Genomic DNA, 25,964 nt, shown 5'->3' with positions numbered 1-25,964 from the left:
ATTGTGGGTAATTACACCCCTATACTCCATTTCATCCCATGGAAAAGGAATTCCCTTCCGATAAAGCCGATGATTCTAACTTATTTTCCTGCTACAAGCTTGTCTGAAATTATTCGATTACTAACTTTTGACAGTTCGTACCGCCTGGGCTGGTGCCTACCAAATAATAAATACCTTGTGGTAATCCCGTTGCGTTTATAGTCACTTCTTTAGCCGCCAAAGGATCGGATTCATATACCTTTTGACCCCAAATGGAATACAATTCCAGGTGTATTTGAGGTATGGCTTCAGGAAACAATACCGTAAACAAACCTTGATTGGGGTTGGGAGATACCACCCATGACTCGAGTTCATGTGTAGGGATATCCAACGCACAACTGCTCGAAATCACCATTCCCGACGTTGCAATCCCGCAATCACTCAAATACGTTTGCAACGCACTAAGTTCAAAACTATCCGCGCATATACGCGAAAGACTCGGGCAACCCGTCCAGCATTCGTTTAACCATGTTCCAGTACCAAATACCTGATGGGCATTGTTTTTTATAATCAACTCCGTAAGATTAGGGTTGTTTTTACACCCTAAGTCATAAAAATGCGGATTATTACTAAAATCTAGTTGACTTAATAAATTATTTCCACAATAAGCAACTTCTAACTGAGGGTTGTTACTGAAGTCAATGTTAGTGATTTGATTATTTGTAAAAAATAAATTTTCTAAATTAGATAGTGAACTTATGTCGAGAGTTGATAATAAATTTCTGGAACAGTTTAAATTAACTAAGTTAACTAATTGAGAAAGATTAATTGAATTAATAAAATTATCATCACATCTTAAATATGTCAAATTTGTAAAAAATTCTATTCCTGATAAATTTGTAATGCTATTTGAACTAAGAAAAAGATAATTAATTGACAAAGCTTCTGACACTTCTATTTCATTATTACCATTAGAATCAATATCAATAAAAAAAACATTAGGAATATTTCCAATGCCTGCAATGTTATTTGTATCACTCGACAACAACGCATTTTTAAAGTTTATATCAGGGAAATTGATGATTTGGGCATCTGAAAAATTACCCCTAAGAAATACCAACCCTAAAACTACCATCCGTGAAGGAATACACTGCAGCTTACATGCATTCATAATCATGGCATATACTTGATGAAAAAGTCGTAAAATAAAATGTAATTGATTCAACAGTAGTCGGTTTGGAGGTTATACAAAAATCTAAAAGTACAAAATATCTAAGCTTATAAAACAAAACTGCCCGTAAAAATTCATTTACGGGCAGTGTGTATCGTTGAGGATCGAACCTATAAAATCGATTTCAAATCGCCATTCATCGCGCGCACCGCATCGGCACTTTTCGCAAACAAGGCTTTTTCCGCATCGTTTAAGGCAACATCCACAATTTGTTCTACCCCGTTTCTACCAATAATACAAGGTACTCCCATACAAATGTCGTCTTGTCCGTATTCCCCTTCTAAAAGTACCGAACAAGGAATCATTTTTTTCTGGTCGTTCAAAATAGCATCCACCAAATACGCCACTGAAGCGCCCGGTGCATACCAAGCGGAAGTTCCTAATAATCCTGTTAAGGTAGCGCCACCAACCATCGTATCAGCCGCTACTTTTGCCAAAGCCTCTTCCGATAAGAATTGTGAAACAGGCACACCATTATACGAAGCCAAACGCGTCAACGGAATCATGGTTGTATCGCCGTGTCCACCAATCACCATCCCTTGAATATCATTGGCTGGCTTGTCCATCGCTTGCGACAAGAAATATTTGAAACGCGAGCTATCCAAGGCACCACCCATACCGATGATACGGTTTTTCGGTAAGCCCGTAGCTTTTAACGTTAAATAGGTCATCGTGTCCATCGGGTTGGAAACCACCACTACAATCGCATTGGGAGAATGCGCCAACAATTGTTCGGCCACTCCTTTAACGATGCCTGCGTTGATACCAATCAACTCTTCACGGGTCATCCCCGGTTTTCTCGGAATTCCCGAAGTAATTACCACCACATCACTTCCAGCTGTTTTGCTGTAATCATTGGTGCTTCCAACCACTTTAGTATTGAATCCTAAAGTCGTTTGCGTTTGCATGATATCCATCGCTTTCCCTTCTGCAAAGCCTTCTTTGATATCTACGACCACAATTTCACTGGCAATTCTTCGGTGAGCAATCGCGTCTACGCATGTTGCGCCTACGTTTCCTGCTCCTACTATCGTAACTTTCATTGTAAAATGTAATTAATAAGTTTGTATTATTTTTTTATTTTTTGAAGCTATTCCTGCTGTCCGTTTCAATCTTTTTTGTTGTACCGTAACCGGATAAAACAAAAAAGGATTTCCACTACCATCAGGGCTAGGACATCCTTTTTAAATTTCGTTAGGCATCAATTTTTGCGTATACTGCATTTTTCTCAATGAAGTCGCGACGCGGTGGCACCTCATCCCCCATCAACATCGAGAAGATGCGGTCGGCTTCGGTGAGGTTATCAATCGTCACCTGGCGTAGCGTACGCATACTTGGATCCATCGTAGTTTCCCACAACTGCTCCGCGTTCATTTCTCCCAAACCTTTATAACGTTGTACACTAGTACTTCCTCCCATTTGCTGCGAAATCAAATCGCGTTGGTCGTCGTTCCAAGCATACTCTTTTTTATTTCCTTTTTTCACCATATACAACGGTGGTGACGCAATATATACGTGTCCCGCCTCAATCAACTCACGCATGAATCGGAAGAAGAAGGTCAAAATCAACGTCGAAATGTGGCTACCGTCCACGTCGGCATCCGTCATGATGATTACTTTGTGGTAACGCAATTTTTCCAAGTTCAACGCTTTACTGTCTTCTTCGGTACCAATGGTAATTCCGAGTGCGGTAAAGATGTTGCGAATCTCTTCGTTTTCAAAAACTTTGTGGTGCATCGCTTTTTCCACATTCAAAATCTTACCACGTAACGGTAAAATCGCCTGGAAGTTACGGTCGCGACCTTGTTTGGCCGTCCCACCCGCCGAGTCCCCCTCGACCAAGTAAATCTCACATTTTGCCGGATCTTGTTCAGAACAGTCGGATAATTTACCCGGTAATCCGCCACCGCCCAAAACGGTTTTGCGTTGCACCATCTCGCGCGCTTTCTTCGCTGCGTGACGCGCTTGTGCCGCTAAAATTACTTTCTGAACAATCGTGCGAGCGTCATTCGGATTTTCTTCCAAATAATTCTCCAACATTTCCGAAACCGCTTGCGATACCGGTGAAACTACTTCACGGTTCCCCAATTTGGTTTTGGTTTGCCCTTCAAATTGCGGTTCGGCTACTTTGACCGAAATAATGGCTGTCAATCCCTCACGGAAGTCGTCCCCTGAAATCTCAAATTTCAATTTGTCCAACATTCCCGAAGCATCGGCATATTTTTTCAACGTACGCGTCAATCCCATACGGAATCCTTGAAGGTGTGTACCTCCTTCGTGCGTATTGATGTTGTTTACATACGAAAAGATATTCTCAGAGTAACTGTCGTTGTAGACCAAAGCCACCTCAACCGGAATTTCACCTTTGTCATTCTCCATATTGATGACACTAGCAATAATCGGCACACGGTTCCCGTCTAAGAATTTAACGAATTCTTTCAACCCTTCTTTCGAATGGAAGGTTTCTCCTACCGGATTGCCTTTATCGTCGGTGTGACGCATATCGGTCAAGGTAATGGAAATCCCTTTATTCAAAAACGACAACTCACGCATACGTGCTGCTAAGGTATCGTAAGAATATTCTAAAGTTTGGGTGAAAATGGTTCCATCGGGTTTAAACGTTACCGTAGTTCCACGCTTTTCAGTTGTACCAATTTGTTTTACGGGATACAACGCTTTTCCACGCTCGTACTCTTGTTCCCACACTTTTCCTTCACGGAAAACCGTAGCACGCAAATGATCAGAAAGGGCATTCACACAGGAAACCCCTACCCCGTGCAAACCACCGGAAACTTTATAGGAATCTTTATCAAATTTACCCCCAGCACCAATTTTGGTCATAACCACCTCAAGGGCAGAAACGCCTTCTTTTTTGTGTAAGTCCACAGGGATACCACGACCGTTGTCTTCAACAGTAATGGAATTATCAGTGTTGATGGTTACGCTGATGGTGTCACAGTGACCCGCCAACGCCTCATCAATGGAATTATCGACAACTTCGTAAACTAAATGGTGTAAACCTCGCACTCCGGTATCTCCGATGTACATGGACGGACGCATCCGTACGTGCTCCATTCCTTCTAACGCCTGAATACTATCGGCGGAATACGCGTTCTTTTTTACTTCTTCGCTCATAAAAAAATCTCGGAATTTTGTATAACACGCAAATATAAAAAATCAAAGACGATTTTAAAGTGATTTAAGGCATTTTATGGGGTAAGTTATCAACATTTATGTTTAATATCCTTTTTGCTTTTTAAATCCAAAATAAAGCTGTAAAAACACCTATTTTCAATCCCTTTTCTAAACTATTGATTTTTAAGGGACTAATTTCAACAATTCTTTACCTCATTTTCAAACCGGGTTTTAAACATTTCCTAAGGATGTTTTTACTCCTTACCTTTTGGATTAAAAAAGAAAACACCCGCAACTTGCATTACGGGCATTTTTCAAACAAACAAACTAAACTTCAATATATAATCTGACGATTATGCGGAGATCGGATTTTTTGCAATTTCGGTATCGGCCTGCACGTGAGCGGCATTGGCACGTCCGCTCGGATCCTGGTTTTCTTGCCATTTCGGTATCCACTTGCGTACGGTTTGTGCCGCACTCATTTGTGGGAAATGCTTATGGAATAAGGTACGGTAGAAATAGGCTTCTTTCGTCGCCGGCGTGTTGTACGGGAACAACTCCGCCGCTTGCTCCATTTGTGCATCGGTAACTTGCGCCGAACAGTAGTCGATTAACGTGTCAATCCAGTTGTAGCCAACGCCATCCGAGAACTGTTCTTTCTGACGCCACAAAACTTCTTGAGGCAAATAGGGTTGCTCAGGAGTATCAAAGGCTTTACGCAAAATGTATTTTTCTACCCCACCATAGGTTTTGGGCAATTTTTCTTCGCCTTTGATCAACATCGCATAGTCCAAAAAGGCTTTGTCCAAAAACGGTACGCGAGCCTCCAATCCGTGCGCCATGGTTGACTTATCAGCACGTAACAAATCAGCGGTAAATAACTTCTGAACGCGTTCGATGGTTTCTTTGGTAAAATCAACCGTGCTGGGCGCATTTCTGAAATACAAATACCCGCCAAACACCTCATCGGCACCTTCACCTGACAACACCACCTTAATGCCTTTTTCGGTAATGGCTTTGGCCAAGAAATACATCGGTGTACTCGCCCGAATGGACGTCACATCATAGGTCTCCAAATGCCACACTAGTTTTTCTAAAATTTCAATACCTTGTTCGATAGTAAAGTGAATCTCATGGTGTTCAGTACCCAAAAATTCAGCTACTTTACGAGCCGCTACCGCATCGGGCGCGTTAGGATCCAACCCAATCGAAAACGAATGCAAGGATTTGCCTTGTTCTTTCAACAAACGCGAAGCGATGGAAGACGTTAATGAAGAATCCAAACCGCCAGACAACAATACGCCAATTGGTACATCACTCATCAAACGTTTACGGGTAGCTTCGGTCAATTTTTCGCGAAGCAGCGCCAAGTCGGCTTCTTCCACACAAGCGGTATAATCTTCGTATTGGGGTTTGTAGTATTTCACAAAACCGGTTTCGGGTGTGTAATAATGTCCGGGAGGAAAAGTGGAAAACGTTTTGCATTGATCCGCCAACGGTTTCATCTCTGACGCAAAATACATACGTCCACGTTCGTCCATTCCGTAATATAAAGGTTTCACCCCAAGTGGATCGCGACCTGCAATGTAATCATCGCCATCAACCACCACAAAAGCGAAGTCACCATCCAATTGGTCGACGAAGTCGTATCCAAATTCTTCATACAAATGCACAATCACTTCCGAATCGGATTTGGTGCGGAACGAATGTTCTTTCAATACGCCTTCACGCAATGCTTGATGGTTGTAGATTTCGCCATTATGTACCATCCAAGCCGACTTCGAACCTTGAATGGGTTGTTTGCCCGAATGTAAATCGATAATTGATAAACGTTCATGGCTTAAGATATGTCCATTTTCAGTAACATGGATATCACTTTCATCGGGTCCGCGATGGGCCATACGATTTGAAAGTGCTTTCACCAATTGCTCGTCTTTTCCTTTTCCTATAATGGCTAAAAATCCACACATACTCGTATTCTTTTATTATTGTTTTATTGTGAAAGCAAAATTGTAGTTTAGATTATATTTTTAAAACTATAAATCTAAATTTAGTTTATTATTAAAACAATAATTGAAGAATACTATACAATATAAAAGAAAACCGCTCATTTCTGAACGGTTCTTTTTAGAATTTGAAAGTTGCTTACTTTTCCTCTACATACCCTTTTGCAGAGAAAGGTAAAGTAGGTAGTAGTGCATTGAGTCGCATTCCAGCAACCTCTCGTTGTGTCTTATCGGGTAAATTGTATACGTAATTCATATATAAATAGTAAAACAATTGTCGGTTGTACACATCTAAGTCGGTTGCCGAAACGGCTTCTAAGATTGTTCGTTCTATACGCTCCCGATCTTGGGATTCCGCCAAAGCTCGCCCCATGCGACTGATCGAACTGTAATAATGGTTTGGTGAAGGATTATCGATTCGTAAAGTAATGCCGACAATCAAATCAATCAGATTAATATCAAGCACCTCCAATTCACGGATATAGGTTTTACGTCCCGCATAGGCATAACTTCCATCACTAACACGTTCAAAGCGATCGTTCATAATATCCAAATGACTTCTAAGGAAAATTTCCCATTTGGTCGTTTCTGCAGCTAAAACAGCAATTTCTTGAGCATGAATGCGTGGTCCTTGGTCCATACTGCAACCGCCAATCACCCGACGTCGACGTTTCATTTCTAAAGCTTCTCGTCTACCAAGTGTCCATGCAACCACCCTTTCTAAGTTAGCGTCAGAATGCGAGTTACGTATCGCATCTTCATAGGCAGCGAGTAATAGACTGCTAAATTTTTTGTCGGATGTATAGAGCTTTTGAACCTGCTCTGCTAAATGGGAATCCCAAATACTATCCTGCTCATAATTATATCGATAATTCGCATCATTTTGAGCCCTTAATTGTTGTCGCTCTTCTTTAGTCATTCGTTGTAAACGCCGATATAATCGGGAAGGTTTGGGGGGTACATAAGGAAATGCGGCCGCAGTGGTATCAACAACTGTAGTATCGACGATTGCAGTATCGACAGCTGTGGAATCTACCGTGACAAAATCGATATCCGCGATAGTATCATAGGGGAAAGTCGCTGTACTATCTGGCATCTCATAGTCATTCAACTGAGATAAGGTAAATCCTAACTCGTAATCGTAAGGCCGCGGTTTTACACGGGGATACTTTTTTTCCAAATAATTCCAAAACTTTAAAAAAGCTTTGGTGTGCTTGCGATCAAATCGTTCATAATTAACTTTCTCGGTTAACATCACCGTTTGCGTAGTATCAATCATGCACAAAGCATATTGAATGGCTCGAGAATAATGGGACGGAATGGATTTCGACTCGGGTGAAGACAAGAAATACATCGCCGATAAATGCTCACTTTTATCATATTCATATACCTTGTAATGATATACCCATTTTTGCTTTAAGGGACCCGAAAACTGGGTTTTGTATTCGTCTTTAGGAAGTTCTACTTCATAGTCCTTTTGTTGCAAAACATCCAACATCCGCCAAGTAATCATTGGCCGTTTTTCGTAATTGATGTATTCTTGTTGAAGAATTGACAAAAGTGAACTGTGTTCGGGTTGATACTTTTGAATAAAAACATCAGCAGACATCCCTGACTTTAAATCAGCCACAGCTTCTTTACAGCGAGGTCCTTCTAATTCAACATAATATCCTTGAGCTTGGGGCAAACTTTGAAAATTTTTTGAAAGATCGCAGACTTTAAATTTGAGATTCAAGGAGTCAACAATATGTATCAATTTTCCAACGGCTGTTTCGGAATAAATAAGGCCGTTATCATGTACTTTAAATTCACCGTAAGACTGTGAACAAACAAAAGGTGCGATGCACAAGGCAATAAGGGTTACGTAATACTTCATGGCGGTTGATCTTTAGTAGATAACTAAAAAATCGCCGCAATAGTATATTGATTTCCATTAATTTGTGTGGTAAACCCCACCTCCTGCCCCATCAAAGCACTTCCTAATGGCGCTTGGGGAGACACAGCAATGATGGTTTTTCCGTCGAAGGTGATTTTGGGTAAGGCGGCAGCAATAAATAACCACATTCCATTCACTGCTACCAAACTCCCTAAGGCAACTTTAGTAGTTACTAGATTGGGATCCATGCGGTCAATGATGGCTTTTTGGTCGAGGACTTCTTTCAACTTACTGTTCAGTTTTTCCTGTTCCAAATGCATCATGGATAAGGCTGTTTCGTGTTTATCGCCTGCCGAACCTTTAGCATCGTTTTGTGCCCCTTCGGTTAACTGCGCAATCATGTCTTTAAAGACGTCAATGCGGTCTTGTAACAATTGTTGGTAGCGAACTTTTATCTGGTCTTTCATACGCATAAAAAAAACCTGTAAACCTACGCTTACAGGTTGGTAAATATAATTTTCTTGAATTAGAAATCAAATTTGATATTGGCCCCCAACAACACCTGAACACCTTGCACGGGATAATTCAACCATTTTTGGTAATTCTGATTGGCTAAATTATTGCCTTTTAAGAAAAAGGTCATGCGCTCGTTATGCTTGTACCCCAAATGAGCGTTTAAGTCAAAATAACTCTTTAACGTGATGATTTCTGGGGTGTAAGGAACTATAGGCAATACCGCTGAATTGTATTGGAACTTGTATTCTTTACGATCGCCTACAAAAAATACCGAACCTCCTGTATACCATTTTTGAGTGATGGCAATATCTAACGTAGAGGCAACGCGGATACTCGGTAAATTCCAGGCTTCTTGCTCGGCAGAAGTTTTGTAACTGTTGATCGTGGCATTGGCGCCAAACTGTACATTTTTCGATAAATCGGCTTTCAATTCCCCAAAGAGACTTAATGTATTCAACTTATCATACACCACTCCAAATGTATTGCCTAAAGCATAATCTTTAGGATCTACAACTCCGGCATCATATACATTGTTACGGAACAAGGCACGGTTATCTTCAGTCAAATAAGAAGCGCGAACATTATACCCAATCGCGTTGGCTAACTTACCTTTTAACCCAAAATAGATATCGTATTTTTGATCGGTGGGAGCCACCATTTGTGTTGGCGACAAAAAGAAATTCTCTTGCACAAAATCGCGATACGAGTTTTGTTTCAAATTTCCTTCTGCCCCAGCATAGGCCACCATAATATCGCCCACAACTTTATAACTCGCTGTAATTTTTGGATACACAAAAAACTTACTTTCGCCGCCCTCTGTGGCCGAACTGTAGAAAAACGCCGCTCCAAAATTCACCGTAAAATCATCGCGATTGATTTGGAACGAAGGCTGCGCCCCAAAGTTGGCAAACCCGTATTTAATTCCGGTAGTATTGAAATAATCTTTATCAAATGAACCCCCCAAATAATCCAACACCATATCCAATTTCACTTTCTCGTCCATCACACGAAATTCGAAGGAAGGTTTGGCAACAAAACGGTTTTCTGCAGAGGAATAACTATCCGAAAAATGGGTAAATCGCAAACTGGCTTCTTTGAATGCACTTTCACTCAATTGCAAGCGGCCACAGGCATAAATGGTTTGGTAAGCATTTTTGGTTTCCAAGGAATTGAAAAAAGCATCTTGTGCTTCAGGAGTCATTCCCGAATACAAATTTGAATCCAATCCATACCAATTGTACACTTGGCGCTGATAACCCAAATCGGCATTCCAAGCCATTTTTTGGGATTTACTGCCGTAGGTTAGGTCCAACCCGGTATTGGAAAAATTATCATCCAACTTTACATCTTTAATCCCGCCTTGCGAAGATAAGTGACGCAACATGACGCCCACATAATCACTATTTTCTAAGGTATGCGTTAGAAACAATTCGCCGTTAATATTGCCGTAATTCCCTGCCGCTAAAGTGGCATAATTATTATACAATTTCGCTTTCGGCTCTTGTTCTACTCCAGCTGCTTTTCCTTTGGCTGGGGTAAATGTGGAGGCCACGGGAAAAGAAAAAATATTGTATTGAATAGTTTCCCTTTTGGTTGTTTCTTCATCTTCCAAAGAGGGTGTTTCTTTTACTTTAAAAGCATCTGAAATCGTTGGCGTATACGGCTTGACCACATTCACCACTTCGGTTCCGATGTTTTCATCTTGTTTTTGTGCCCTTAGGGTCGAACTTCCAAAAAGTACCCCTAACGTAACTGCGATATATAGATTTTGCTTTCTCATGTTGTCCCTAATTATTTGCCGTTGTTTTCAATGGAAGAATTGGTTTTCGACTCTTCTGCTTTGATGCGGTCCAATTCCGCTTTGGCTTCATCGACCACATCTTGGTATTCGGCGAAGTTGTCAATCACACTACCTAAAATGGCGGTGGCTTGGAAACTATCTTTCATTCCATAATAATTTTTAGCCATTACGACCAATCCTTTGGCACCAAAATATTTGTACCCGGAATAGTCTTTAGCTAATTTTTGAACGATTTTATTCGAATCAGCATATTTGCCGTCTTTGTTTTTAAAATAGGCGTCATAATACAATGCTTCTGCAGCGAGCTCGCCTTTGGCAATTTTCAACAAATTCGCATACGCCACGCGGGCTTTGGCTTCATCATTGGCTTTGATGGCCGAACGGGCGATGATAATTTGTGCATCACTTTTTACCTTATTATCCGTCTTGGGATTGTTCAACACTTTTTCCGCATAAACTACTGCATTCGGGTAATCTTTGGTTTCGTAATACGCTCGCATCAAATTGGCTTGGGCAAAAGTTTTATTTTGTGGGAAATCCGCTTCGGCTTCCAAACGTTGCAATACCGGAGTGGCTTTGGCATAATCGTTTTTCTTCAAATGAATTTCGCACAAACGCGCCAGTGATTGTTCCGTAAACTCATTCTTAGGTTGGTCAATTACATAATCGTATTTGGGAACTGCATTTTGTTCTAATCCATCCGCGTAATAGGATTGCGCCAAATAGAAATTCGCTTTCAATGCATGCAATCCGTGTGGGAATTTTGCGATGTAGCCGCTTAAAGAAGAGATGGCCAACTTCACATTGTTTTGCAAATATTGTTTTTCTGCTGCTTCATACGTATCGTCATCGAGTTCTTTATCTGAAACTTCGACAAAACTCAATGAGCGCACCCAAGTAGCATATTCATCTACACGACCATTTTCCACATAAATCAATCGGGCAGTTGTCACCGCTTCAATGGATTCGGGTGTTCCTGGAAAATCGGCGGCCACCTTTTTAAATTTGGTTAAAGCCAATTCATCCTTGTTGTCGTTGTAATATACCAATCCTTGGCGTAAAACCGCTTTGGCAGCATAGGTTCCGCCCGGAAACTCTTTTAATAAATCATCATAGGTTTTAATCGCCTGATCAATTTTTCGCTCAGCCACATACGTATTCGCCAATTCGAACAAAGCATCATCGCGGTATTGCGAAGATTTGAAGGTTTGTAAAAACTTCACGAAATCTTCAATCTTTCGGTCATTTTTTGCTACAAAACCATAACTGATGGCTTTTTGGTAGGCGGCATAATCGGCATCCACCACTTTCATGTCAATCGCCTTGTTATAGGCATCCATAGCCGGCCAGTATTTGGAGGTTACAAATCGGCTATCCCCCAAACGCAAATAGGAATCGTTTAAACGAATTCGGTCGTCTTTAACTGCATCGATTTGTTTTTGGAAATAATTCCCTGCCTGATCGTATTCTTTTTGTTTGAAATAACAATAGGCAATGTTGTAATTGATGTTTTTGTACTCGGGAGTACCCTTGGCTTCTGCCATGCCTTCAAACTGTTTGAAACTGAGCAAGGCTTCTTGAAAATTATCAAACAGGTATTCGGTTTCGCCTTTCCAAAACGTAGCACGGGCTGTAAATCGCGCGTCTTTGGGTTCGCGCAACGACGCTTTAAACAGTACTTGTGCTTCTTTGTAATCGCCGTCGGTATACAATTCCAAACCGCGGTAAAAAGCCACTTTTTGATAAGCACCACGGTTTTCAGGTGATTTGTTCATCTCCAACAAATACAAGGCTTCTTTGTAATTTTTGGAAGTAATATAAGAATTGATCAACAAGCCTTCGATTTCTTTTTTGTTGGGATTGTTGGGGTATTTTTTTATAAATCCGGATAATATATCAGGCACACTTTGGTAGGAATTCCCAATATCATAACTCAACTTCGCATAATTATAAGCCGCATCTTCCTGAATTTTTACCTCAAAATTCATATCGGATGCACTCTTAAACGCCGTTAACGCTTGGGGTTTACGATCGGTACGCATATAACTTTCACCCAAGTGATAGTAGGCGTTTTGCGCAACATGGTCGTTCCCATCAATAATTTTATTGAATTGCAAAATGGCGTTTTCGTAATCTTTTTGTTGGTAATAGGTGTACCCCAATTGGTAGTAATCGGTATTGCTCCATTTGCCTTTTTTACCGCGGTATTCTTTCAAATACGGCAAGGCTTCGGCGTATTTTTTTTGGTTAAAATAACTTTCGCCTATGATCTTATTCAATTCTGATTTTTCTGCCGCAGAGGACTTCGCCATGGCCGTCTTCCCTTGTTCGATGGCTTTATCAAAATTCCCCTGACGGAAACTCATGTCGGCTTGAAAGTAAGACAGTTTTTCTTTGAACTTTTCATCGCCAGCCACCTGATCAAAATACTTGGAGGCATCTTTAAAATTATCATTATCGTAGGCCATTACCCCCAAATAATAGCGGGCTTGTGAACCGTATTTTTTGGAATTGGCAACCTTATTGAAGTAGGCCGTAGCTTCTTTGGCTTTTTTTGCACTGAAATACGCGTAGCCTTTTTGGAAATTGAATTGGTCCAATTCTTCATAGGTGAGCGCACTTTCATCCACTTTGTCAAAATACTCCAACGCGTGGGGATAATCGCCTTGCTCGAAGTAATAATGGGCGACTTCAATGTAAGTCTGGTTTAACTTCGTACTTGTGGGATACTGCGCAGCAAAATCCTGTACCATGGTCGCCGCATTGGGTTGGTTTAAATGTACCGCACAACTGGCCATGTAAAAAGCACAATCGGCTTGTACTTCTACTTCTTTATTTTGCTGACTCACTTTATCAAAAAGTAACTGAGCTGCCAAATATTGCTGGTCTTTATACAAGGCTACAGCACGGTCAAAATCACTCAATTGATGAGTGTATACCGCGGTTTGTTGCGCCGTAGCCACGGAGGTGATTGCCAAGCCGTTAAGCACTAAAAACAATTCTAATTTTCGCATGTTTATCCAATTTTGGTACGTATTCAAAAATACGTGTATCCCTAGTATAACGGGAGGTTAACGGGTTTTATTATAAACATTTTTCTTAACAAAAGTTATACAGCAATTCGTTCATTTAAACCCAACCCGTCGCAGCCTTTTGATAGACCGAGTAGGGAATTCCGATGCTTTTTAAGCGCTGACTTATCAAACTGAATTATACTTTATTCAAAATAAAAACAACTTCATTTTAACCCACATCAGCTAACACAAGGTATCCTAATTTTTAATTTAACTAAACTGTACTTCCAACCTACATGACATGTTAAGTTAATCTGAAAACTGAATACTGTACACTGTTTACTTTTCTTCTAGTTTCCTTCTAGTTTCCTTCAGGGTTGTGCCACAGTTGTGCCATAGTTGCGCCCCTAATCGATTGGGGAAAAATAACTCGCGTTGCTTCAAAATCGAACAAAACACGAAGGAAAGTGCATGAAAGCTCCTGAGATTCTGAGAAGCTAAGCTTCTAAGCCTTCATTGAGCCGAGGCTACTATGGTTATTACCTTTTATTCCTATTTACACTTTTAAACCCCTTCCGCATTTACACCCATACACTTTTTCACCCCATACACTTCTACACCCCTTCCAAAAACTTACTTCCTCCAACAACTAACGTCTAAAGTCCACCGTCTAATGACTATCACCTATTCCCTAAAATTTATTTTGAAAACCTACGTTAACTTTAGTACTTTTACCCCACTAACAAAATACTCTTATGTCGCAACCCGTCGTATCGTTACAAAATGCAACGATTTATCAAGAAAACCGTGTCATTTTATCCCAAGTGAATCTCGAAGTGAATCCTGGTGATTTCCTTTACATCATTGGAAAAAGTGGTACAGGAAAAAGTAGTTTGATGAAAACTTTGTATGGTGATTTATCACTTACGGTGGGTGAAGGATATGTGGTGGACTATGATTTACCAACATTGAAGGAAAAAGACATTCCGTTTTTACGCCGTAAATTAGGCGTCGTTTTCCAAGATTTTAAATTGCTTCCCGATCGTTCGGTGAACGAGAACATGTTGTTTGTTTTAAAAGCTACAGGTTGGACCGACAAAGGGGAAATGCAAGACAAAATTGACGAAGTGTTGGATCACGTTGGTATGAAAGGATTTGCTTCCAAAATGCCACACCAATTGTCGGGTGGTGAACAACAACGAGTGGCCATTGCTCGTGCGTTATTAAACGACCCCGAATTAATTTTGGCCGACGAACCCACAGGTAATCTTGACCCGCAAACCAGTGCTGAAGTATTGGAATTGTTGAAGAAAATTAATGCCAACGGAAAAACCATCATCATGGCAACACACGATTATGCCTTGTTGTTAAAATACCCTTCCAAAACCTTAAAATGTGAAGACGGAGCCATTTTTGAAGTGGTTCAGAAAACCGTATAATGCTTTCCATCCTGCTGCCAACATACGATAGGGATATGCTTCCGCTCGTGGAAGTACTACACCAACAGTGTATCGAAGCAGCCTATCCCTTTGAAATATTGGTTTTTGATGATGCATCGCATTCCCATTGGAACCCATCCAATGAAAAAATCAACAGTTGGCCCCATTGTCAATTTATTTCCCATACGGAAAACAAAGGTCGTGCAGCCAATCGAAATGCTTTGGCAAAAGCGGCAAAAGGAACCCACTTTTTGTTTTTGGATGGCGATATGATGCCGCAACACGCTGATTTTATACTACGGTATTTGAAGGCGATTCAAGAACATCACATTGTATTTGGCGGCATTGCTTACCAAACCGAAAAACCGACGGCTAACTTACGTCTGCGTTGGATTTATGGCAAAAAAAGGGAAGAAATTCCGGTTGAAAAACGTCAAATCAATCCATATGCTACTTGCCTTACCTCCAACTTATGCATCGAGCGGAAAGTGTTTGAAGCCGTGCAATTCAATCCGACGATTGCCTCTTATGGGTACGAAGATTTGCTCTTTGTCAAAGGAATTGCAAACACGGGGCAAACCATTACACACATTGATAATCCGGCTATTCACCTCGGACTGGAAGAGAACGAAGTGTTTTTAGAAAAAACAAAACAAGCCTTGGAAAATGCCAAAAAAATGGTACAAAAAGGATGGATAACTTCTAAAGACATTAAGGCCTTGAAATGGCATAAACGCATTTTGCAATGGCGACTTAAACCGATACTCTACCCTATTCTACTACTACTTGCCCCACAAATGAAACGCAATTTACGCTCCAGCAAACCCAATATTCGGATTTTCGACTTGTATAAATTGTATTATTTGATGCGCAATTAACGAACTCCAAGTTCGGTTAACAATTCGAACCAACGTCGCATCACAATGGATATTTCAAACTGCTGCACCGATTCTCGAGCGGCATTCGACATCTCCTCTTTTGCATAGTTGTCCGAAGCAATAGCATTCATTCTCGTTAAAAAAGTAGCTTCGTCTTGCTCTTGAACAAGAAATCCATTTTTGCCCTGTAATAACGAACGGGGGCCCACAGGACAATCGTAGGCCACACAGGGAATTCCGAATGCTAACGCCTCAATCATGGACATGGGCAGCCCTTCAAATCGGGAAGTCATTAAAAACATTCCGGCTTTTTGGTATACCGCTTCCATTTGATGAACCGGTTCAAAAAATCGGACCGAGTGGGTAATCCCAAATTTCGATGCCAATAATTGGTGGTCTGTAGCATCACCTGATCCATAAATATGCAATTGCCAATCGGGATGTTGCCCGGTAAATTGTTTCCAAATCGCTAAAACACGATCGATTCCTTTTTCATAACTGTGACGGGCCACCACAAGCGCAATGGGAGTGGGTTGATAGAATTGAACCGCTTCTTTAGTCACCCAATTGGGATTGGGAATAACCGTAGAATTGGGCAAATTCCATTCGGAGGCACTCGCTTCAGACAAAACCACAAATCGGGAAAATCGTTTGGCTAAATGGCGCTTTACGGCCAATTCTATGCGGTACTGCATATCTTTCACCCAAGATTGATTGGGTTGAAAAACGCGGTTATAATAGGAACCATGAGATTCAAAAACACAAGGGATTTTGCGAATAAAATAGGGTAGAAAAAAACCTTTGAATCCGTCACAAACCATGACCACGTCGGGCTGAATTTGTTGGATTAACGCTTTGACTTGTGTGATGTATTGGATAAAATATCCCAACCGATTGCCTTTAAGTTTCATATAATGCAATCGCACTTGAGAATGTAAGGTATAAAAAGATGGAGTGGGATCGTGTGTCACCAAATGCACTTCAGCCTGATGCTGTTGTACCCAATAGTTGGCTTTCATCGCGATCACACGTTGAACACCACCTTCGCCCGACATGCGGGGTATGACATAGACGATTCTCATTTTACATGAGCCAGATATTCCTTAAAGGTGCGAATATAATCGGATTCCTCATAGACATCCGAAGCCAAAACTAAACCTACGGCACCCGCAGAGAAACTTTCCATTTCCCGCCAAATGTTGTTCCGTATCAAGAGACCCCGATCGGGACGGTTCAATGTCACTTTATGTGTCGTCCGACCGTCTTTTAAAATCACATCAAAACTACCAGAAACGGCAATTAATATTTGCATCAAATTCTTATGTGCATGTCCACCACGTCGCGCTCCCGAGGGAACGTCAAACAAATAGTAAACTCTTTTGATTTCAAAGGGAACAACTTCTCCCTCAAGTACAGCAATATTGCCTTTGGGGTTTTTAATTTTGGGGATATCAATAAATTCTAAATTCATCGGATTTTCGCTAGCATTTCTAACCATTGTGCGCCAATTACGTCCCAAGTAAAGGAGGCGATTGAAGCGGGAGCTTGGTCTTTACATTGTAAATATAAGGCTTTCTCGGAAATCATGCGTTCCATCGCCGCAATAAATGCAGTTTCATCTTGGTCAGGAACCAGTAAGCCATTGATTTCGTGTTGAATAATTTCTGACGGACCTGTAGGACAATCATAAGCAATAACAGGGGTTCCACAAGCCAGTGATTCCAAAAGTACAGAAGGAAATCCTTCATTCTTACTCGTCAGTACGGTAAATAGGGCTTTTTCGTAATACAATCCCGGATTGGAAACTCGACCCGGAAAATGCACGGTATTTTCAATATTTAATGCTGATGCTAAGGCTTTGTATTCAACCAACTTGCCTCCTTCTCCCAATATCACCAATCGAATACCTTGGGAAGGCAAGGTGGATTGGGCGTACATTGCAAGCAAACGATCGTATTGTTTAATAGCATCGTTCATCCGACCCACGGCTAAAATAAAAGGAGGTAAAAAATGCTGGGGTTCCTGGGGAAATGTGGTCACCGCTACCGGAATCGTCTGAACATTTTGGAGTTGGTAAACCTCTCGGAGTTGGGTCGAAATTCCTTGGGAAACAGCCACAACAGCAGCGGCTTTTTGATAAATCCAACGCGCACCCCAGTTCCCTTTGGGAAGGTACCATTCGGTTCGTGCACTATGCACCATTAATACATACGGAGCGTTGTACACCCAACGATGAATCAACCCTTCTTGCCAAAATTTCTTTTTCACACGGGTGTCAATAATCACGTCAAAACGATGGGTCCTAAAATACGACCACAGGGCTTTGAATCGTTGTATTCTACCCCAAAAACCGGTATGCTTGTTTTTTATAAGGCCTAAATTAAAAATCGTTCCCGCATAGTCGTATTCAATAGCATCCAACACCAAGACATGATGCACATCGACTTGATGTTGGTTTAAAAAAATAGAAAGTTGTGCCGAAAAACGCTCAGCGCCACCGCCTGCTAATTGATCTGACACCAAACATACTGTTAAGTTTTTTGAGGGTACGTTCAAAATTTCCTATTTTAGCCACAACAAATATAACGAAAGTGAGAATACTACTGCTGGGCGAATTTAGTCGGCTGCACAACACCTTAAAAGAAGGACTTCAGGCTTTGGGCCATGAGGTTGTGTTAGTGAATAACGGCGACGGCTTTAAAAATTATCCCGCAGACATTTCCATTAGAGGTCGCTTTTTTAAATCCGTTCCCGGATCGTTTATTCGTCGTATTTGGTTCCGACTCTTCAAAAAAGACTTGGTGGTCTACGAACACGGCTTTCGCTTTTGGAAACACTTGCCACAATTGAAAGATTTTGATGTTGTGCAATTCATCAATGAAAAGCCGATACAAACAACACCCAACTGGGAATTTAATTTAATTCAAACAATTGTCGCACAAAACGCGAATTGTTATCTATTGAGTTGTGGCGTGGATACGCTTAACCTCAAACATATGTTGGCCAAAAAAGAACGGTACTCAATCATGGATCCGTATTTTGAAAACCAACAAACCACGGCGTCAGAATACCTTTTCATGTGGGAATACCAAACGCCGGAACATCAAAAAATTCATGCGTTTTTAATGGAACATTGTAAAGGTATCATCGCCTCTGACTTGGATTATGTGGCGCCTTTACGCAATCATCCGAAATTCATGGGACTCATTCCGAATCCTGTCAATACCGAAAAGAATACCTTCCAACCCAATCCTGTTCACGATAAAGTGGTTATTTTTTTAGGTATCAATTCTGGAAATTACCACACCAAAGGAATTCGTTTTTTTGAAGAGGCCCTCACTATTGTAAAAGAACGTTGGGGAGATCGTGCCGAAATAATTACGACTACTGATATCCCCTATTGCGAATACCATACCTATTTTGAAAAAGCACATATCCTCTTAGATCAAGTTTTTGCTTTTGACCAAGGGTATAATGCCTTGGAAGCAATGGCCCAAGGCAAAGTGGTTTTCACGGGAGCTGAAACTGAATTTTTGAATCAATACGGATTACAAGAAAATGAAGTGGCCATCAATGCCCTTCCCGATTCTGACTATTTAGCGCAACAACTGGGTGACCTTATTCAACATCCCGAAAAGATTGCACAAATAAGTGCGAATGCACAAGCTTTTATTCGCCAACACCATGATTACATTGCTGTAGCACAACAGTATTTACAAACATGGAATTCCGTAAATTAATAGTACCGCTACTCTGTGTTGCTGCGGCAGCCTTTCTCGCCACCCAAGGAATGGACCTTTGGGACAGTGGTTATATCGTAGGGTACAGTTGGCGCATCCTAAACGGCGAAATTCCTTATCGCGACTTTTTTTTCAAAGGTCCGCCCGCCACCCTGTACCTTTGGGCTGGCTTGATGAAAATCACACCTTTAGTCGGGCAATTTTATATTTTAAAATTGATCAATTGGTGCCTCTTCTTTTTGCAAATTCGCTTCTGGGTTAAAGGATTTAAATACTTTTACCGTTGGGAAAAAACAACGTTAAGCGTGCTTGCCTTGGGCGGAATTTGTTTTTCCGTTCAATTTTTCCCCATGTATCCTTGGCCAACTACGGACGGACTCTTATTCGCATCCATAGCATTTTATTTATTGGGTTCGTATGCCCATAAAAAAAATGCTTTTCTATGGCCCATCATCGCTTTAATGACGGTTCTATCGGCCTTAACCAAACAATCTTTTTATCCCGTTCCTCTATTATTTCTAGTTGCAACGGTGTTGTATTTTGATAGTAAAAAAGGACTTTGGTTGTTTTTGTGGCAACTTTTCTTTCTTGGAATTGGCATTTTAGCCCTGTACCTCAATCATTTACTCCCTGCTTTTATAGCACATACCACGGGAGAAACAACTTTATCCGACTTGTGGCTTTCCGGAGTTCAGAATTATATTTTAGGATATAAAAACCTGGGCTTAGCATGGATTCCTGTGGGAGTAATAGCCTTACTCATTATTATTTATGCGCTTTATCAAAAACTAACCTTCGGTCAAATGCTGCTTCAAATCGCCATTGCCGGTAGCTTATGGGCTTTGGTCTACGGATTACTCACCACTTTTCAAGAAGGTGCTCGTTTGCTATGGTGTATGTTATTAATCGGCATGGTATCCTTTATATCCCTCCAAAAAAAGGATTGGATCAAGTCAACACCTTTATGGATTATTCTCGGAATCGCTTGGTGTTCGAGCATTAGTTTGGGCTATCCTTTTCCTGTTTTTATGGGGCTCGGACTCTTACTCGTATTCTATTTTTTTGTTTTCGAAGGGATGCCCAAAAATTATATGCCTTTGTTCCAATGGATCACCGCTTGCTTTCTCATTACAGGTACCGTTTATCACTACCAACCCTATGCTGAACGTCCGTTATCTGAATTGCATTACAATCTCGGTGTGGTCAGTGCAAAATTGGAAGGGATACAAACCAGCAAAGGGCATTTTGAAAAAATGAAAGAACTCAAAACACTTCAAGTTGCCTATCCCCATAAAAAATACATTTTCGCTCCCAATATTCCCATTGGTTATTATGCATTTTCCCTACGTAATCCATTGCCTGCCGACTGGTTATTGAATTGGGAAATTCACCGCGACCCGAAAACACTACTAAAAATTGCTAGTCAAAAAGAAAACCTTATTTTCGTAGAGAAATCCTTCATCAAAGGGAACGAATTATTCATGCCCAAAGACCGAGCGGATTTCAGTGTGGTCACCGATTATATCGTTCGCCATTTTCACCCCATCAAGGAAACGCAACATTTCATTGTTTATAACGGATCATCGCTCAATGCACCCTTACCTCAAACTTCTAAGACCGGAACAGTACATTAAGAACGCTTTTATTGCGGCGCCGTTGTTCTTTTCGGGTGGAATCACATGGGTACAAATGGGCAACACCTTTTTAGCCTTTTTTGCTTTTTGTGCGATTGCCAGTAGTGTTTATATATTTAATGACAGTCGGGACATCGTAGAAGATCAAGCGCATCCCGTCAAGAAAAACCGACCGTTGGCCGCTGGTGATGTATCACTAACTGCAGCCTATCGATTGGCCGGCATATTACTCGGAATTGGATTCGCCCTTGCCTATTATTGCCATCCCAAAATCGTGGGGGTTTTAGCACTTTACCTTTTTATTAATATTCTTTATAGTATCCGACTCAAACAAATTGCCTTGGTGGATGTGTCGATTATCGCGATCGGATTTTTGTTGCGGTTATGGGTGGGAAGTATAGCCTCATCGACCCATCTTTCGATTTGGATTATTCTGGAAACCTATCTATTAGCTTTATTTCTGGCTTTAGCGAAACGCCGAACCGATTTCATCTTACATTTGGAAGGCGTGACCACTCGGAAAAACATCGAACACTATAATTTGGCCTTCATCGATACTTGTTTAGGAATACTAAGTGCATTAATCACGGTGGCGTATTTGATGTATTGCATGAGTCCGGACATCCAAAACCAATACCAATCCGATTACATTTATATCTCTGCCTTTTTTGTTTTGAACGGATTACTGCGGTATTTGAAATTGGCCATAGTCGATCAAACACCATTGGCTCCGAATACCTTGGTTTTAAAAGACCGTTATTTACAATGTACCCTTTTGGGTTGGCTACTTTTTATGGGCTTACTTTTATACGGACAAGCATGAAAAAAATCGTATTTGTAGATTTTGACGAAACCTTGTATACCCATGACAGTATGCTTGTTTTTACCCGAACCTACTTTGGAAAGGGTCGGTATTTCTTCGGAATGGTAATATTGAGTCCGATTCTACTCGGCTATTTACTTCGATTAGTTTCACCTACTAAGGCCAAAACCACTTGGTTGCGCTTCTTTTTTGGGGGCATGCCAAAAGATAAATTAGCATCCATCGGTCGGCAGTTTGCTTTGCATGAAATTGATAAAGCGTTGAATCGTTCGCTTTTTGATTCTTTAAAAAAAGAACAAGAATATGCCACGATTTGTATTGTGACCGCTTCCGCGAAAGAATGGCTAGAAGCTTGGACAGAACAACAACAATTCGACCTTATTGCGACTCATTTGGAATACAAAAACAACAAACTTACCGGAAATTTACACGGAAAAAATTGCAATGCTGAAGAGAAAGTCAGACGAATTCAAGCCGTATATGATTTAGCTCAATACGATTGCATCGAAGTGCACGGCTATGGCCGCGGCGATCTACCTATGCACGGGCTTGCCAAAACGGTACAGCAAGACGAGTAAGACGAAATAAATTCCGTAATTCAGCGCATAGGCTTTCATAAGTCCGACAAGACCTTCGGTTTGTATGCCATATTGGGCTAAAAAATACAAGCTGGCCAACGAAAACAATTCGGTAAAAAGGAACAATTGGGTTTGGCGATAAGCAAAAAAACGATAGCCTAAAATCAACGCCATTCCTTTTCCAAAATCACCAACCAACTGCCAAATTAATAGGTCACTTACGGGTTCGAACGCACTGGTAAAAAACAAACGCACTACCCATACTCTGAATAGATAAATTCCAATTAAGCCTACGGTAAATACGGGCATGAGTTGAAAAAAATACGATTTCAAAATGGACTTTTCTTCAGCTATTGTAGTGACTTTAGCCAATCGCGGTAAAAAATACAAGCTGATTAACGTGGATAAAAACAAAAAATAATAACTAGAGATCCGACTCAACGCTTCCCAATACCCAGCAGCATCCATCCCCGACGAAAGGATAAGTCGGTTTCGAATGGCAATAAATACCAACGGACCAATCACTGAGGAAGCAATGGCCATCAATGAATAATGGGATAAATTTTGCAAATCGCTGTTATGAATTTGGAAACGGAAACCTTGTATTTGTTTTTTTAAATAAAAGACAACCGCAAAAAATTGAAGTGCTGGAGCGGCCACTACTGCTATTAATGCGCCGTAGGTTTGCGTGGTTAGTACCAATCCGACTGTAAGTACCAAACCTGCCAACATTCCAAAAATTTGGGTGTACACCACTTTTTTGTAGGCTTCTAAACCGTTGAGAATGGACGTTAACACCACACTTACCAAATACCATGGCAATGCTAACGCTACATAAAAAAACACCGAGTTATAAGCGGAATCACCTTCTAAAAGCCATGCATTCCAATACGAAGCGAAGCCGCCTATTCCGAGTGAACACAGCAGCGCCATGATAGGCAGAAACGTAAGCACCGAATTGATAAACTCTTGTTGCCGTTCCGGTTGGTCTTGGTACGAAGCGGTATACTTCACAATGCCGTTGGTGAATCCGAAAGTTGCGATATTCTCTACAGAAGTGAGAAAATTACGCAAATTTCCCACCAAAGCCAATCCGGCAGGTCCGATGTAAACCGCCAATAGCTTGGACGTGATAAATCCGGTGACCAACTTTAATCCAATGGAAAGACTGTTCAGGGATGCAATTTTCCATAAATCTTCTTTCCATATTGAACGTAGTCCGGCCATTAAAACGCGTTTAAAGTTTGGATGATGTACGATACTTCTTCATCGGTGAGGAGCGGACTCATAGGCAAACTCAACACTTCGCGGTGCAGTTGTTCGGTAAAAGACAATGGCAAATGATGTAACTCGGGAAACGCACCTTGCTTGTGGGGCGGAATGGGATAATGAATTAACGTTTCAATCCCTTTTTCAAATAAATATTGTTGCAAAGCATCGCGTTGTGCACAACGAACAACATACAAATGAAACACATGACGGTTGTAATCCGCAATGCTTGGTGTTTGAATCAAAGGATGATTAATTTCGGCAGTATAACGTTTGGCAATGGCGCGACGCTGTTCATTTTCTGGGTTAACAAATGGGAGTCGCACCGACAAAAAAGCCGCTTGCAAGGGATCAAGTCGCGAATTCACACCGGGCAATTCATTGTGGTATTTTTGGTCAGAACCGTAATTTCGGAGCTGCTTAATGACCTGATAAAGTTCGACTTCATGTGTAACTACCGCCCCTGCATCACCAAGTGCGCCTAAATTTTTCCCAGGATAAAAACTGTAAGTTTGGGTATGATTCCCCACTTTGGGCAAACCGTGACCTTGTGCCGCATCTTCAAGGAGTAGCAATTGGAGTTTCTCGGCAAAGGCGATCAATTCCTCCATGGGAGCCAATTGACCGTACAAATGAACGACCATGATTGCTCTGACTTTGGAATTCAAATACTTTTCTAAATCTTTTGTGGAGAGATTATAGGTTTCCGGATCGGGTTCGACCAAAACAGGTACCATTCCTGCCTCTCGAATTCCAATTATCGAAGCGATAAATGTATTGGCGGGCACCAAAACATGATCCCCAGGTTGTAACTTCCCTAACAGTTGATACCCACGTAACGTGAGAGTTATTGCATCCAAACCATTTCCAACACCGATGGCATAAGGAGCACCGCAAAACTCGGCAAAGGATTTTTCAAAACGGGTTACCTCCTCCCCCAATATAAATTGTCCCTGATCCAAGATATGTTGCAAACGCAAATGATAGGCTTCGTGATGCGGAGCATGGAGCGCTTGTAAGTTTAAAAATGGAATCATAGGAGAATGGAATCTAGTTGAACATAAGAGGCGGTGGCCACTCGATAAAAATGTTGAACTACGGGTTGAGCACCATAGGATTCTTTCCAAAACTGCAAGCCACTGTTGATATTTTTCCCTTGGTTTTCATTCGAAATTCCAAAATCGAAAACCAGACAATTGGAGTACACTTCTGTAATTAAAAAATGGTATAAAAAATCCAACGCACCCGTTTCAGAACGACGATCATCGCCCGCAATATATTGTGGATGCGCCACCCGACCTGTACAGAAAACGGTGGTTCCCGCAATTAAATTTTCGCCTTCATAGACATTAAAATGGCGAATGTTTTGAGGAAAACGGCTTTGTAAAAGTGTCATTTCTTCCAGCGTATGCACCGGCTTCGCAGCATGCCGTTGGGCGAGATTCGGAATCAACAATTCGTTCCAAAAAGCGGTTAAATCCGTTTCTTCCCGCACAATCAAACCGTTCTTTTGACCCCGACGAATGCTTTCTTTTCGGGATTTTGAAATCGCCAATGGAAGTGTTAAATCGAGGGTAGACAGCAAATCAGCTCGGGTAATTTGTGCCTGACATTGGTGCAGTATATACGCTAAATCTCCATTGTAACCTTGGCAATAAAAAGAAGGAATTTCTTTGAGGTGCAAGGTTTCAATACCACTTTGAAGCAAATAGTTTAAAATGGATTGCACTATGCCTATAACTTCGGAAATATGGGTATAAACGGGCAATACCAAGCCGCCATACGTGAGCCCCCAATGAGAAAACACCGCATTGTCAACACGATGGGCGGGCAAAAGGGCAACAACTTTTTCCTCTTTTACCACCAACATTGAAAAATCATGAAATCGATCTTGGTGGTATTCCATAAAATCGCGATGAAATAGAAAAGTACCGTTACGGGATTGCGCTACAAAGGCATTCCAGCGCTCATAATCGGAAGGTTGGTATGGGATTACTTGGTACAAATCTGTTGATTCTCTGTGATTTCGATTGGTCCGTTTTAGT

General features: G+C 41.2%; 20 protein-coding genes. 6 read left to right on the top strand and 14 right to left on the bottom strand.

Annotated features, from left to right (window positions below; all coding sequences use genetic code 11):
• Window positions 1-109: 109 nt before the first annotated feature.
• The 8 genes from EQG61_RS06060 to EQG61_RS06025 all read right to left on the bottom strand — a co-directional run bounded on the left by EQG61_RS06060 (window position 110) and on the right by EQG61_RS06025 (window position 13,558).
• Entirely contained in the window at window positions 110-1,204 is a 1,095-nt protein-coding gene (locus tag EQG61_RS06060) for a T9SS type A sorting domain-containing protein (RefSeq protein ID WP_129461008.1), read from the bottom strand.
• Window positions 1,205-1,320: 116 nt separating this feature from the next.
• Window positions 1,321-2,253: a malate dehydrogenase gene (locus EQG61_RS06055; protein ID WP_129461007.1), complete on the bottom strand. Its 933-nt coding sequence runs from the start codon at window positions 2,251-2,253 to the stop codon at window positions 1,321-1,323.
• Between the two features lie 151 nt (window positions 2,254-2,404).
• Window positions 2,405-4,345 carry a DNA topoisomerase (ATP-hydrolyzing) subunit B gene (gene gyrB, locus EQG61_RS06050; RefSeq protein WP_129461006.1) on the bottom strand — a complete coding sequence of 647 codons (1,941 nt, stop codon included), beginning with the start codon at window positions 4,343-4,345 and terminating at the stop codon, window positions 2,405-2,407.
• A gap of 353 nt (window positions 4,346-4,698) precedes the next feature.
• Window positions 4,699-6,315 (bottom strand): asparagine synthase B, encoded by a 1,617-nt coding sequence (asnB, locus tag EQG61_RS06045; protein ID WP_129461005.1) that lies wholly within the window; start codon window positions 6,313-6,315, stop codon window positions 4,699-4,701.
• A gap of 175 nt (window positions 6,316-6,490) precedes the next feature.
• Window positions 6,491-8,227, bottom strand: coding sequence for a hypothetical protein (locus EQG61_RS06040; RefSeq protein ID WP_129461004.1), 1,737 nt, complete (start codon window positions 8,225-8,227; stop codon window positions 6,491-6,493).
• Window positions 8,228-8,250: 23 nt separating this feature from the next.
• Window positions 8,251-8,694, bottom strand: coding sequence for a hypothetical protein (locus EQG61_RS06035; RefSeq protein WP_317127772.1), 444 nt, complete (start codon window positions 8,692-8,694; stop codon window positions 8,251-8,253).
• Between the two features lie 59 nt (window positions 8,695-8,753).
• Window positions 8,754-10,523, bottom strand: a complete 1,770-nt coding sequence (locus tag EQG61_RS06030) for a TonB-dependent receptor (RefSeq protein WP_129461002.1) — start codon at window positions 10,521-10,523, stop codon at window positions 8,754-8,756.
• Window positions 10,524-10,534: 11 nt separating this feature from the next.
• On the bottom strand, window positions 10,535-13,558 hold the full coding sequence (locus tag EQG61_RS06025) for a tetratricopeptide repeat protein (protein ID WP_129461001.1): 3,024 nt from the start codon (window positions 13,556-13,558) through the stop codon (window positions 10,535-10,537).
• Between the two features lie 755 nt (window positions 13,559-14,313).
• Between EQG61_RS06025 and EQG61_RS06020 the strand changes: the two genes are divergently transcribed.
• Entirely contained in the window at window positions 14,314-14,997 is a 684-nt protein-coding gene (locus EQG61_RS06020) for a cell division ATP-binding protein FtsE (RefSeq protein WP_129461000.1), read from the top strand.
• Complete coding sequence (locus EQG61_RS06015) at window positions 14,997-15,875, top strand: glycosyltransferase family 2 protein (protein WP_129460999.1); 879 nt, start codon at window positions 14,997-14,999, stop codon at window positions 15,873-15,875. Before EQG61_RS06020 ends, EQG61_RS06015 begins: the two co-directional genes overlap by 1 nt.
• On the opposite strand, the gene EQG61_RS06010 is transcribed toward EQG61_RS06015, so the two are convergent.
• Genes EQG61_RS06010 through EQG61_RS06000 form a run of 3 tightly spaced genes read right to left on the bottom strand, consistent with a single transcriptional unit; the run spans window position 15,872 to window position 18,431 of the window.
• Window positions 15,872-16,957 (bottom strand): glycosyltransferase, encoded by a 1,086-nt coding sequence (locus EQG61_RS06010; protein ID WP_129460998.1) that lies wholly within the window; start codon window positions 16,955-16,957, stop codon window positions 15,872-15,874. The genes EQG61_RS06015 and EQG61_RS06010 overlap by 4 nt on opposite strands.
• A complete protein-coding gene (locus tag EQG61_RS06005) occupies window positions 16,954-17,346 on the bottom strand; it encodes a sugar 3,4-ketoisomerase (RefSeq protein WP_129460997.1) in 393 nt (130 codons plus the stop codon). The genes EQG61_RS06010 and EQG61_RS06005 overlap by 4 nt, the downstream gene beginning before the upstream one ends.
• Window positions 17,343-18,431 carry a glycosyltransferase gene (locus EQG61_RS06000; protein ID WP_129460996.1) on the bottom strand — a complete coding sequence of 363 codons (1,089 nt, stop codon included), beginning with the start codon at window positions 18,429-18,431 and terminating at the stop codon, window positions 17,343-17,345. Before EQG61_RS06000 ends, EQG61_RS06005 begins: the two co-directional genes overlap by 4 nt.
• 35 nt (window positions 18,432-18,466) lie before the next feature.
• Here EQG61_RS06000 and EQG61_RS05995 point away from each other — a divergent pair, with 35 nt between their 5' ends.
• From EQG61_RS05995 to EQG61_RS05980, 4 genes are read left to right on the top strand one after another with little or no spacing between them, the layout of a single operon-like run.
• Window positions 18,467-19,615 (top strand): glycosyltransferase, encoded by a 1,149-nt coding sequence (locus EQG61_RS05995; RefSeq protein ID WP_129460995.1) that lies wholly within the window; start codon window positions 18,467-18,469, stop codon window positions 19,613-19,615.
• Window positions 19,597-21,249, top strand: coding sequence for a YccS family putative transporter (locus tag EQG61_RS05990; protein WP_129460994.1), 1,653 nt, complete (start codon window positions 19,597-19,599; stop codon window positions 21,247-21,249). Before EQG61_RS05995 ends, EQG61_RS05990 begins: the two co-directional genes overlap by 19 nt.
• The gene (locus EQG61_RS05985; protein WP_129460993.1) at window positions 21,206-22,072 is read left to right on the top strand and encodes a UbiA prenyltransferase family protein; all 867 of its coding nucleotides are present in this window, start codon (window positions 21,206-21,208) and stop codon (window positions 22,070-22,072) included. The genes EQG61_RS05990 and EQG61_RS05985 overlap by 44 nt, the downstream gene beginning before the upstream one ends.
• Window positions 22,069-22,650 (top strand): haloacid dehalogenase-like hydrolase, encoded by a 582-nt coding sequence (locus EQG61_RS05980; protein WP_164974893.1) that lies wholly within the window; start codon window positions 22,069-22,071, stop codon window positions 22,648-22,650. Before EQG61_RS05985 ends, EQG61_RS05980 begins: the two co-directional genes overlap by 4 nt.
• On the opposite strand, the gene EQG61_RS05975 is transcribed toward EQG61_RS05980, so the two are convergent.
• Genes EQG61_RS05975 through EQG61_RS05965 form a run of 3 tightly spaced genes read right to left on the bottom strand, consistent with a single transcriptional unit; the run spans window position 22,606 to window position 25,924 of the window.
• Window positions 22,606-23,877, bottom strand: a complete 1,272-nt coding sequence (locus EQG61_RS05975; RefSeq protein WP_129460991.1) for an O-antigen translocase — start codon at window positions 23,875-23,877, stop codon at window positions 22,606-22,608. The genes EQG61_RS05980 and EQG61_RS05975 overlap by 45 nt on opposite strands.
• A complete protein-coding gene (locus EQG61_RS05970; RefSeq protein ID WP_129460990.1) occupies window positions 23,877-24,956 on the bottom strand; it encodes a DegT/DnrJ/EryC1/StrS family aminotransferase in 1,080 nt (359 codons plus the stop codon). Before EQG61_RS05970 ends, EQG61_RS05975 begins: the two co-directional genes overlap by 1 nt.
• Entirely contained in the window at window positions 24,953-25,924 is a 972-nt protein-coding gene (locus EQG61_RS05965; RefSeq protein WP_235829032.1) for a GNAT family N-acetyltransferase, read from the bottom strand. The genes EQG61_RS05970 and EQG61_RS05965 overlap by 4 nt, the downstream gene beginning before the upstream one ends.
• Window positions 25,925-25,964: the final 40 nt, after the last annotated feature.

The organism is Flavobacterium stagni (assembly GCF_004122105.1).
Taxonomy (GTDB): Bacteria; Bacteroidota; Bacteroidia; order Flavobacteriales; family Flavobacteriaceae; genus Flavobacterium; species Flavobacterium stagni.
Note: the sequence above shows the minus strand (reverse complement) of the source record. Positions and strands in the feature narration are given on the sequence as shown.

Excerpts from the sequence above, each read along its gene's own strand:
- EQG61_RS06010 (WP_129460998.1), bottom strand. The coding sequence starts at position 16,957 with ATGAGAATCGTCTATGTCATACCCCGCATGTCGGGCGAAGGTGGTGTT.
- EQG61_RS06055 (WP_129461007.1), bottom strand. The coding sequence starts at position 2,253 with ATGAAAGTTACGATAGTAGGAGCAGGAAACGTAGGCGCAACATGCGTA.
- gyrB (WP_129461006.1), bottom strand. The coding sequence starts at position 4,345 with ATGAGCGAAGAAGTAAAAAAGAACGCGTATTCCGCCGATAGTATTCAG.
- EQG61_RS06015 (WP_129460999.1), top strand. The coding sequence starts at position 14,997 with ATGCTTTCCATCCTGCTGCCAACATACGATAGGGATATGCTTCCGCTC.
- EQG61_RS06035 (WP_317127772.1), bottom strand. The coding sequence starts at position 8,694 with ATGAAAGACCAGATAAAAGTTCGCTACCAACAATTGTTACAAGACCGC.
- asnB (WP_129461005.1), bottom strand. The coding sequence starts at position 6,315 with ATGTGTGGATTTTTAGCCATTATAGGAAAAGGAAAAGACGAGCAATTG.
- EQG61_RS05990 (WP_129460994.1), top strand. The coding sequence starts at position 19,597 with ATGGAATTCCGTAAATTAATAGTACCGCTACTCTGTGTTGCTGCGGCA.
- EQG61_RS06040 (WP_129461004.1), bottom strand. The coding sequence starts at position 8,227 with ATGAAGTATTACGTAACCCTTATTGCCTTGTGCATCGCACCTTTTGTT.
- EQG61_RS05970 (WP_129460990.1), bottom strand. The coding sequence starts at position 24,956 with ATGATTCCATTTTTAAACTTACAAGCGCTCCATGCTCCGCATCACGAA.
- EQG61_RS05980 (WP_164974893.1), top strand. The coding sequence starts at position 22,069 with ATGAAAAAAATCGTATTTGTAGATTTTGACGAAACCTTGTATACCCAT.
- EQG61_RS05975 (WP_129460991.1), bottom strand. The coding sequence starts at position 23,877 with ATGGCCGGACTACGTTCAATATGGAAAGAAGATTTATGGAAAATTGCA.
- EQG61_RS06005 (WP_129460997.1), bottom strand. The coding sequence starts at position 17,346 with ATGAATTTAGAATTTATTGATATCCCCAAAATTAAAAACCCCAAAGGC.
- EQG61_RS06030 (WP_129461002.1), bottom strand. The coding sequence starts at position 10,523 with ATGAGAAAGCAAAATCTATATATCGCAGTTACGTTAGGGGTACTTTTT.
- EQG61_RS06025 (WP_129461001.1), bottom strand. The coding sequence starts at position 13,558 with ATGCGAAAATTAGAATTGTTTTTAGTGCTTAACGGCTTGGCAATCACC.
- EQG61_RS05985 (WP_129460993.1), top strand. The coding sequence starts at position 21,206 with ATGCACCCTTACCTCAAACTTCTAAGACCGGAACAGTACATTAAGAAC.
- EQG61_RS06020 (WP_129461000.1), top strand. The coding sequence starts at position 14,314 with ATGTCGCAACCCGTCGTATCGTTACAAAATGCAACGATTTATCAAGAA.